The sequence below is a fragment of the Sporosarcina koreensis genome (assembly GCF_001531445.1).
Taxonomy (GTDB): Bacteria; Bacillota; Bacilli; order Bacillales_A; family Planococcaceae; genus Sporosarcina; species Sporosarcina koreensis_C.
This window is the reverse complement of record NZ_LQYA01000191.1, coordinates 18,929-28,800: the sequence shown is the minus strand read 5'-3', so window position 1 is coordinate 28,800 and position 9,872 is coordinate 18,929. Positions and strand designations below refer to the sequence as shown.

General features: G+C 46.1%; 7 protein-coding genes and 1 pseudogene. 7 read left to right on the top strand and 1 reads right to left on the bottom strand.

Annotated features, from left to right (window positions below; genetic code table 11):
- The 7 genes and pseudogenes from AWV70_RS24795 to AWV70_RS17025 all read left to right on the top strand — a co-directional run.
- Nucleotides 1-195 (top strand): annotated as a pseudogene (locus AWV70_RS24795) (ABC transporter ATP-binding protein); the annotation flags it as partial.
- A gap of 2 nt (nucleotides 196-197) precedes the next feature.
- A complete protein-coding gene (locus AWV70_RS17050) occupies nucleotides 198-1,043 on the top strand; it encodes an ABC transporter permease (protein WP_060209656.1) in 846 nt (281 codons plus the stop codon).
- A 13-nt stretch (nucleotides 1,044-1,056) separates the two neighbouring features.
- Entirely contained in the window at nucleotides 1,057-2,481 is a 1,425-nt protein-coding gene (locus tag AWV70_RS24200; RefSeq protein ID WP_060209654.1) for a hypothetical protein, read from the top strand.
- 22 nt (nucleotides 2,482-2,503) lie between these two features.
- Nucleotides 2,504-3,499, top strand: coding sequence for an AAA family ATPase (locus tag AWV70_RS17040; RefSeq protein WP_082713677.1), 996 nt, complete (start codon nucleotides 2,504-2,506; stop codon nucleotides 3,497-3,499).
- Complete coding sequence (locus AWV70_RS17035) at nucleotides 3,496-4,368, top strand: DUF58 domain-containing protein (RefSeq protein ID WP_060209650.1); 873 nt, start codon at nucleotides 3,496-3,498, stop codon at nucleotides 4,366-4,368. Before AWV70_RS17040 ends, AWV70_RS17035 begins: the two co-directional genes overlap by 4 nt.
- Nucleotides 4,369-4,382: 14 nt before the next feature.
- Nucleotides 4,383-6,149 carry a vWA domain-containing protein gene (locus AWV70_RS17030; RefSeq protein WP_060209647.1) on the top strand — a complete coding sequence of 589 codons (1,767 nt, stop codon included), beginning with the start codon at nucleotides 4,383-4,385 and terminating at the stop codon, nucleotides 6,147-6,149.
- Nucleotides 6,133-8,730 carry a VWA domain-containing protein gene (locus AWV70_RS17025; protein WP_060209645.1) on the top strand — a complete coding sequence of 866 codons (2,598 nt, stop codon included), beginning with the start codon at nucleotides 6,133-6,135 and terminating at the stop codon, nucleotides 8,728-8,730. Before AWV70_RS17030 ends, AWV70_RS17025 begins: the two co-directional genes overlap by 17 nt.
- Before the next feature lie 44 nt (nucleotides 8,731-8,774).
- Here AWV70_RS17025 and AWV70_RS17020 read toward each other — a convergent pair.
- A partial coding sequence (locus AWV70_RS17020; RefSeq protein WP_235588727.1) for an MFS transporter occupies nucleotides 8,775-9,872 on the bottom strand: 1,098 nt, incomplete at its 5' end.

The window sequence follows — 9,872 nt, the reverse complement described above, 5'->3', positions numbered from 1 at the left end:
GAACAGCCATATGTCACATCTATTGAAAAGCTCGAAAGTGATGAAGGGGTTTCCTTCATATATAGGGGCGGTGATGTGCAGCAGATAGAAATGCTGAAACAAGCGATTCTCAATGATTTGCCGATTGTTTCCTTCATGGAGCATGTGACGAATTTGGAAGATGTCTTTATGGAAATAACGAAAGGGGCCGACTGAATATGAATTTTAATAATCCGGTTCTTTTTAAAGAGTTGAAGCTGAGATTCCGCTCATTCAAAGGTTTCAATGGAATCCTCTTCTTTTTATTGGCGATGTGCATTTTTGTCTTCGGTTATATTTTTCTGACGGTCAATATGACTGGAACTTCCTATTTCAGGCCGAGTCAAAGCTTTGTATTGTTCGCTTTCCTTTCTTATATCCAACTAGGGCTCGTATTGTTTACAGCGCCGGGCTTGACAGCGGGATCGATTAGCTCTGAAAGGGAGAAGCAGACATTACCGATTCTATTGACGACATCGCAAAGCTCATTTCAGATCATATCTGGTAAGATGCTTTCTTCTGTGGCTTTTTTATTGCTGCTTATCGTTGCAGGGCTTCCGGTTTACAGTCTAGTTTTCTTATTCGGGGGGATTTCACCGGGCGATTTCGTCAAAATATTCCTCTTCCTGTTTGTTACATTGCTTGCAATCGGCAGCATTGGCGTCATGTTCTCAACTATGATTCGACGAACGGTTGTTTCCATGATTGCAACTTACGGTACGATGCTATTCTTGTCGGTAGTGACAGGTTTTCTGTTCATCATCGTCATACAAATGAAAGCATTTAATCATATGGGGACCCCTGTAACAACGCCATCGTATCTCGGACAGTTTTTAGCTTCCATAAATCCGGCGGTGCTATTCGCGACATTCCTTTCCCCCGAGCTGGACCGGTCGATTACTGAAATGACGAATATCGATTTTCCGATTTGGGCAGGATATTTGATTTTTTATGGGGTCATTACTGTGGTGGCATTGTTCATCGCTGTGAAAAAACTACGTGTTAATATGAAGCGATTAAAGTGATGGGGTGAGGCAGTTGGAAGAGAAAACAGCATTACATCGATATGTCAGAAAAGCTCTCATATCATTGCGCATCGAGCGATCTGTCCATATGCTGCAAGCAGGGTTGTTCATGACCGCTTTGTTATCCACTTTGTTCCTTGCTGCTTCCAGACTATTCATATTACCTCATTATGAACAGATCGCCTTTTGGATTGCCCTAATCAGTCTGATTGCAGCACTTGTCGTACTAATTCTTAAGAACGTCCGCCAAGAAGAGGCTGTCTGGAGGTTGGATCATTATGTACCTGACAATCTGCTCGTTACCGCTTTAGATGATCGCGTCAAACATTCAGACTTTGCGCATGCGATTGTGCAACGTGCGGAAATTGCGGTGGCTCTGGGTTTTCCTGAATTTAAGAAACGGGATAAAAACTACGTGAATGGAAAAATGCTGATCGGTTTTCTTGTTTTGCTCACCTGTTCCGTCATTTTGCTTACATTCCCTTCCGAAGCGCAACAGGAAGCGAAAGCTGTTGCTAAGGAAAAGGAAATCATTGAGGAATTGAAAAAGGAAGTAGCAGAGCTGGTTAAGAAGGAAAAAGATCCTGAGCAAAAAAAAGAGTTGGCGGAGCTTGCGGAGAAATTGAAAGAGACGAAAACGACCGAGGAAACGTTAAGGGAATTAGTGAAGAAGCAAAAGGAGTTCAAGCTGAAGGAACAGCGATTGGCTGAAAAGAAGAATGACTCTGAAGAAGGTTTGAGCGACTCCGAAGAATTAGAGATGGAGGAACTAAAATCGATTGTTGACCAGCTTGCTCAGCAAGCTGGAACGGCGCAAACCGCGTTGAATAAAATCGGCAAAGCCCCGTCCTTGCCGGCATTGGCGAGTGCTGGAAATCCTCCTGGTGCAAGCAATGGCCAAATTAGCTCAGGTGCCAAACCAGGCACTGGAAAATCACAAACCGGTAGTAATGGGGGCAACCAAGGCGAAGGTCAAGGCGAAGGAAAAGGAGAAGGCGAAGGCCAAGGAGAAGGAGAAGGAAAAGGAGAAGGAGAAGGCGAAGGCCAAGGCCAAGGCGAGGGTCAAGGCCAAGGACAGGGTCAAGGCCAAGGACAGGGACAAGGTCAAGGCCAAGGACAAGGACAGGGACAGGGACAAGGACAAGGACAAGGCCAGGGTCAAGGCGCAGGAACCGGCAAAGGTGGGCGCGATTTACTTTCAATCCCTTTCGATCGAATGGGCAGCCTCAATAATCCTTCCGTAGTTGGAGGCGAACTAGGGGAAGGGGAGTTCATTGAGGAAAATGAACGTGAAGGCCTTGTAGAAAGAGGAACATTACGACCATATCAAGAAGTGGTCGGAAGCTATAAAGATGCCTATTTGAAAGGGTCGGATAAAATGAATCTCCCTGCTGATTTGCAGCGCGTCCTTTCCGATTACTTTTCATCAATCGAATGACTAATGGATGGGAGTTGTACAAATGTCGTTTTCACCTGAACAATTTGACGAAATGAGCAGTAAACTAGCAGAAGTAAGGGAAGAAATCGGGAAATTCATTGTAGGCCAAGAGGAAGCGGTCGAATTCTCGCTCTATTCCATTTTAGCGGATGGGCATGCCTTGTTGGAGGGGCTGCCCGGCTTAGGAAAGACGATGCTAATCCGGACAATTTCCGAAGTATTGGACCTGTCATTTTCCCGAATTCAATTTACACCGGATCTCATGCCTGCTGACATTACAGGGACGAGCATATTGGAGCGGAATCCGGAAGGGGTTCAACGTTTTGTTTTCAAAGAAGGACCGATTTTCAGCCAAATGGTATTGGCGGATGAGATTAACCGGGCTACGCCGAAGACACAAAGTGCTTTGCTGGAAGCGATGGGTGAGAAAACCGTAACAGTGCTTGGCGAAACGAGGAAGATGTCCAAACCATTCTTCGTTCTTGCCACGCAGAACCCGATTGAAATGGAAGGAACTTATCCATTGCCGGAAGCGCAAATGGACCGTTTCTTATGTAAAATCCTGCTTCCTTATCCTGCAAAGGAAGAATTGAAGGAAATTATGCTAAGGACGACCGGATCGAATACTGTTTCCATCAGAAAAGTGATGAATACAGAAACGATTATTTTAGCTCAGGAAATGGTGAAATCGGTAGTCATCGCGGATGAAATGATGGATTATGCCGTCGATCTAGTATCGGCGACACATCATCGAATAGATGCCGAGGATGATTGGAATCAATATGTCCAGTATGGAAGCGGCCCGCGTGGGTTGCAATCCATCATACGATTGGCAAAAGCGAGAGCGCTGATGGCAGGTCGTTTCCACGTATCGATTGCAGATATTAAAACAGTCGCCAAACCAGCTTTACGGCATCGTATCCTCATCAATTACGAAGGGGAAGCGGAAGGGATCGATGTGGATAAACTGATCGACCGATTATTGGAGAATATTCGTCAAGGATCACAAGTCCAATGAGGGAAGAACTCTTCCCTGATCGATTATCCAAACGGTTAGGTGCCTTATCAATTATCTCGGGGTCGAGACGGCTCGGACATCATAAAGGGACACATCGTTCCAGTAAAACTGGGACTTCCTTGGATTTTTCGGATTTCAGGGAATATCATCCGGGTGATGATTTACGTCATATCGACTGGAATGTTTTCGCCCGTACAGACAAACCGTTTATCAAGCAATTTTTGGATGAGCAGGAGATGCGGGTACATATACTGCTTGACTCCACAAAGTCAATGAGTACTGATGGGAAATGGGACTTTGCACGTCAATTGGCAATCGGGCTCGGACATATCGCTTTAAAAAGCGGGGACACCGTTTCATTTTCAACATGGAATGCAGACCAGAATTATTTCTTCCGGAAGAAAGGGGCCTTGCATCGAGCTTCATTCTCAAAGTATATATCGCAATTGCAAGAACCGGTTTCCGAAGGAGATTTCGCAGATCAGCTGTTAAAGCATATTCCTAAAGCAATGACAGTCCTCTTCATTATTACGGATGGGCTGGAGCAACTTGAAAAGTGGGAAAGGTTGTTCAGAAGGTTGCCAGGTGTTTGCAAGGATGTCCGGATTTTGACGGTCCATTCGCCGTTGGAAGAACTTCCCGATTATGAGGGGGATGTCCGCCTTGTGGATGTCGAAAGCGAATCGGTCGTTGAAGTATCTATGACGCAACGGATTATTAAAGAATATAAAGAGAAGAAATTGAAACATGAAGCAGAGTTGACTGCATTGGCGAGAAAATATGGAATCCAGCTTTTGCGCACGGAAGTTTCGGAAGGCGCAATGGATAGTTTTACGAAAAAGATGAGACATGTCGGGTGGTTGCGTTGAAAGGGGGCGGCTAAGTGGGTTTTGATCAATTGAGTAATGTATGGACGGCAGTTTTCCCGTTGGCCGTCCTACTTTATTATTTTTTCCGGAAGAAGTACGTAACAACAACAATATCGTCCACACTGTTTTGGGAACAATCAATGCGGGAGACAAAAGTTTCTCCGTACTTGAAAAACTTGCAGCGAAATGCCTTGTTTTATTTACAGATGGCGGCTTTGTTGCTATTGTTGTTCATCTTGCTCCGACCATTTTTACCGAAGGATACCGTCGCGGACGGTCATACTGTTTTTATCGTTGACACTTCCGCTAGCATGTCGGCAAATGATGGTGATCTTTCGTTATTGGAAAAGAGTAAAGTAAAGATGCGCGCAATCACAGAAGAACATGCTGGTGAATCGATTTCCATCATTACGACGGGGAAGGAACCCGTCTTATTGCTTCGTGAGGAGACGGATGAGCGCCTTGTGTTGGCCGCGATTGACAAGTTGGAGTTGAATTATGAACATGAACATCTTGGACGGTCACTCGATTTTGTCAGATCGATTGCCTCCCAAGCTGGTGCGGATGTCCATATTTTCACTGATTACCTAGATCGTTCACTTTTCATGGAGAGCGAAAGTGGAATCACCTGGACAGTTCATAACAATGAACGTCCATTAGACAATGTGGCAATCGGAAAATTTGGTGCCATACATACTGCAGATGGGACAGAAGCCATTGTCAAACTAACCAATCAAACACATTCCGCACAGACGGGCAAGGTGATTGTCAGTAATGGATTGAACGGCGAAAAATTAGCAGAACAGGAATTTTCCGTTGATGAAGAGACGGATGCACTTCTTTCATTCAAAGGTTTGCCAGAACTTCCGGCTTTCCATGTTCGTATGGAAGTGCAAGATGATTATGAGACGGACAATGATGCATTTATCGTCATCGGCAATGAATCTACTGAAGTAATCGTTGACAATCAACTGCATGAATTGGTGAAGAAAGCTTTTGAAGCGATTGGGCTCACTGTCAGCTCCGGATCCATCAATGAAATGACATCCGCAAAGGACCATTCAATGATTGTGACGAATGAGACCTCGTTTTTAGAGGAAGGGACAGAGCCGATCCTGTTAATCGGCAGGAATGATTCGACAACTGAACCGGTTGCAGGAGTGGTAGAATCCTCAAATGATGCATTATTCACAATCGCTTCGATTGATGATGTATATGTGAGCGCCCTTTACCCGCCGTTCGAGGGATTTACGACTTTAGCGAGCGTTGATGGCAAGCCATTCATCCAACGTTCACCGAGAGGCGATATTATTATCTTGACGGATGTCGGTTTGACCGATTGGCCGCTGCACCCATCGTTTCCGTTATTCTTTTGGAGCTCGATGGAAGTGCTTCGATCAGGAAACGATATAGCGGGTACCTTCACCCCGAATGAAAGAAAAGCATTGTTGACGGGTAGTGGAGATGAAGGGATAGAGATTTTTACAGTAGACGATAAGTATATTGCGTCTTATCAGGCAGGCGGAAATTTTGTCGCGCCTTCAAAGCCGGGAATCTATAAATTGATGGACAGCGGGACGGAGCGGTACCTATCCGTTCAACTGGAGCCGAATGAGAAATCAGTTGCTTATGGATCCAGTTATATACTTGGATCGGATCCGGCAAGTGAAACAGAGAAAGAAGAAGGCAAACGAATGATTGGATGGCTATTCCTTTTACCAGTCCTCCTTCTTTTATTGGTAGAGTGGGAGGTGCAAAGACGTCGTGGATATCCGAATTGAGGAGCCATTATGGCTATTATTGATCATACCGATTGCCCTTTATATGGCATATGCTTGGAAGTCTTCTACTATGCGCTTCGCCCGGAAAGGAACCATACTATATGCACTGAGATGCCTCGTGATCCTTTGCATCATTTTCGCTCTCACCGTCCCTTACGTACTGTTGCCCGATGATGAAGAACAGATCATATTCGTCGTCGATCGGTCCGTTTCTGTTGAAAAGGCAGGGCAATCAGCGGAAGAATGGATTGCGGAAAGTTTGAAAGCGAGGCAATCGAATCAATCTGTCGGGATTTATTCATTTGCCGGAACGTTCCGGACGGACAGTCGATTGACGGATGCTGAATTGGAAGTACCGAAGCTGGAACCGATGGAATCGAATGGCGCAACGAATATTGCAAATGCGCTTGATTTGTCTGCTGCAGTGGCGAAAGCGGATTTGGCAACAAGGATTGTCCTTTTATCCGATGGGCTTGAGACGGAAGGCTCTGTCGAGGAACTGTTGCCGAAATACGTAAATAGCCATGTTGAAATCGACACAGTCGTTTTAAGGCGAGCGAATGACGCGGATGCCTCGATCTCTTTATTCGAGACGCCCCGAACTGCCTTTGAAGGGGAGAGGCAATTGCTGCGTGTAGAGGTCGAGTCATCCACTAAGACGGCAGGACAGTTGTTAATCTACTTGAATGACGAAGAAATTATTAGTGAACCAGTAACTCTCGATGAAGGCGCGAATCAATTTGCATTTCATCATGAGGCGAGAGGAACTGGCCTACTGAAGTACGAGGCAAAGCTAATCGTACCGGATGACGGTCTTCTTGAAAATAACAGGATGCTTTCAGTCACGATGCTTGAACAATCTCCGAGAGTGCTTGTCGTTCAGACTGAGCGAAGCCCTTCCGTCATTCCGTCATTGCTTGACAAGAACGCGATGGACGTCGACGTAGTGGACGCGGAAAAATTGCCTGAGTCATTATCCGGTTATTTAGGATACGGCGCAATCATTTTTGACAATGTGCCAGGACATCTTGTCGGAGAACATAAAATGACGGTCATTGAACAGGCTGTCAAGAGCTTTGGGACAGGATTCATGATGGTCGGCGGTGATGAAAGCTATGGGTTGGGAGGCTATTTCAAGTCGCCGATTGAGCGTTTATTGCCAGTGGAAATGGAAGTGAAAGGGAAGGAGCAGCTTCCGTCTCTAGGGCTAGTCATTACGATGGACCGTTCCGGAAGTATGTCCGGGTCGAAAATCGTCATTGCGAGGGAGGCGGCCGCAAGAGCGGTGGAATTGCTTCGGAATGATGATACATTCGGCTTCACAGCATTTGACCATGAAATTTGGGAAGTCATCCCAGTCGGACCATTAAAGGATAAGCAAGACGCGATGGAACAGATTTTGTCCATTCCGGCAGGTGGCGGAACCGATATTTTCCCTTCTGTCGCTAAAGCGTATGAGGATTTGGCGGATCTGAAGCTTCAAAGAAAGCATATTATCCTGTTGACGGATGGGCAATCCTCCATGCCTCCGGATTATGAAGATATTATAGCGGAAGGCAAAAATACGAATGTCACGTTATCGACTGTCGCAATCGGAACCGATGCGGACAGTGTGCTTTTGGAGGAGTTGGCTGAACTCGGCGGTGGCCGATTTTACAATGCCGTCGATGAGTCGACGATTCCAGCGATATTGACACGGGAAACATCGATGTTGACGAGGACGTATATTGAGGATGATCCATTCTATGTTTCATTGACCAATGTGCCGGAGTGGACGTCCATCTTTCAAGAAGGAGTTCCGCAGATGAATGCTTATATCGCTACGACTCCGAAAGGGACCGCGACGATTGTGGCCGAAAGTCCGAAGGAAGATCCGGTCATTGCGGAATGGATGTACGGACTCGGACGCACAGTGGCATTTACATCCGACGCAACGGGGAAGTGGTCGGGTGACCTTGCTAGGTGGGAAGGCTATCCGGCCTTCTGGAACACGGCTGTTTCGCGATTGCTTCCGTCTTATGAGGACGTACCGTATTTGATCACCCATGACCGCGGCGGCACGTATACAATTACCGACAGTTCCCGGAAGTCAGCGTTTTTGGAAATCACGATTGTAGATGAACAAGGGAAAGAGGTGCCTTTCCAATCGGAACCTTTGGCGCCTGGAAAAGTGAGGGTTACGTTGGACGCTGATCCCGGTCTTGTTTTCTTCGGTATTTCAGATGATAAAGGCGGATTGTTCGAAGCAGGAGTCTCGGTCCCGTATAGTGCAGAATACAAACCATCGGAACCGAATACTGCATTGCTTGAGAAAATTGCCGAACGTACGGGAGGCGAGTATCTTGAAGATCCCGCGCAAGTTTTCCGTCCACATCCATTTAAAAGCGGAGATCGGAAGCCGATAGCAGATTGGCTTATTCTGATGGCGATGATTTTGTTTTTCATCGATATTACACTACGCCGCTTTGGCATGTTTTCAAGTTTGCTCGATCGAAAAGAGAAGAATGACATACATGATGCACCAACAGTTAAACAGGAAGACCATGTTGCCGAGTTATTGAAAGCGAAAAGAAAACGATAGCAAAACCCTTGCCTCCCATTCGGATTTGGGGAGACAAGGGTTTTTTATGTCCTCGTAGAAGCGAGAAGGAGTGTTTGTTTTCTGGACCAGACAGTTGCAATTCCAAAGCAAATGAGAAGAATGGCAGTGCCCAGAATATAAGGGAATGTAATATTGATATCGAAAATGGATCCGGCAAGCGCAGGGCCGACCATATTCCCTAAACTCATATAAGCATTCATCATCCCGGCCGCATACCCTTGTTCCTCACCCGCAAGCTTTGAAACGAGCGTATTGACCGCTGGCCGGAGAAGGGAAGTCGCCGTCGAGAAAATCGTCGCGACGAGTAGGATTGTCCAAAAGATATCGACAAAGAGTATGGCGATCATCGAAACAGCGGCAACGACTAAATTGAAAAGAATTACCCGCATTTCCCCGAATCGTTTAAACAGTGGGTTGATGACGAAGGTTTGCACAATAACGCCGACAAATCCACCGACCGTAATCAAAACCGCAATTTGAGAAGGCGTATATCCATACTTATGGTCCACATACAACGAAATGGTCGATTGGAAATTCGCGAGTCCGAACGAAAAGACGAACATAACGATTAACATGACAAAATAAGGGGTTGTCGTCGACTTTTTCAACTGCTTCAAAAGATTTTCCTGCTTTACTATAACTTTTCCGGCAGCAACGGCAGGCGTGGGATTGGGTAATATGAAAATAGAAAGAATGGCTGCAAATACGGCAGCCCCCGCTGCAAAATAAAAAGGAAAGAGCAAACTGATCTTCGATAAGAACCCGCCGATTCCGGGGCCGATCATGAAGCCAAGTGACATGGATGCCCCAAGCAGTCCCATTCCTCTGCCTCTGCCTTCCAGTGTAGTAATATCTGCGACAAACGCCATCATCGGAGGAACGATGAAAGCCGCTCCCATGCCGGAAAAGAACCGGGCGACGAATAGCATCCAAAGTTCAGTTGACAAACTGAATGCAAGCTGTGCAGAACCGTAAATGAGTAAACCGAAAATGATGATTTTCTTTCTGCCATGCCGGTCTGATAAACCTCCGGATATCGGTGAAAAGATGAATTGCGCGAACGAGAAGATTGCGATGAGGAACCCAAGGACTTTTCCGGCTACACCGAATGTCCCTAAAAA

Excerpts from the sequence above, each read along its gene's own strand:
- AWV70_RS17035 (WP_060209650.1), top strand. The coding sequence starts at position 3,496 with ATGAGGGAAGAACTCTTCCCTGATCGATTATCCAAACGGTTAGGTGCC.
- AWV70_RS17050 (WP_060209656.1), top strand. The coding sequence starts at position 198 with ATGAATTTTAATAATCCGGTTCTTTTTAAAGAGTTGAAGCTGAGATTC.
- AWV70_RS17040 (WP_082713677.1), top strand. The coding sequence starts at position 2,504 with ATGTCGTTTTCACCTGAACAATTTGACGAAATGAGCAGTAAACTAGCA.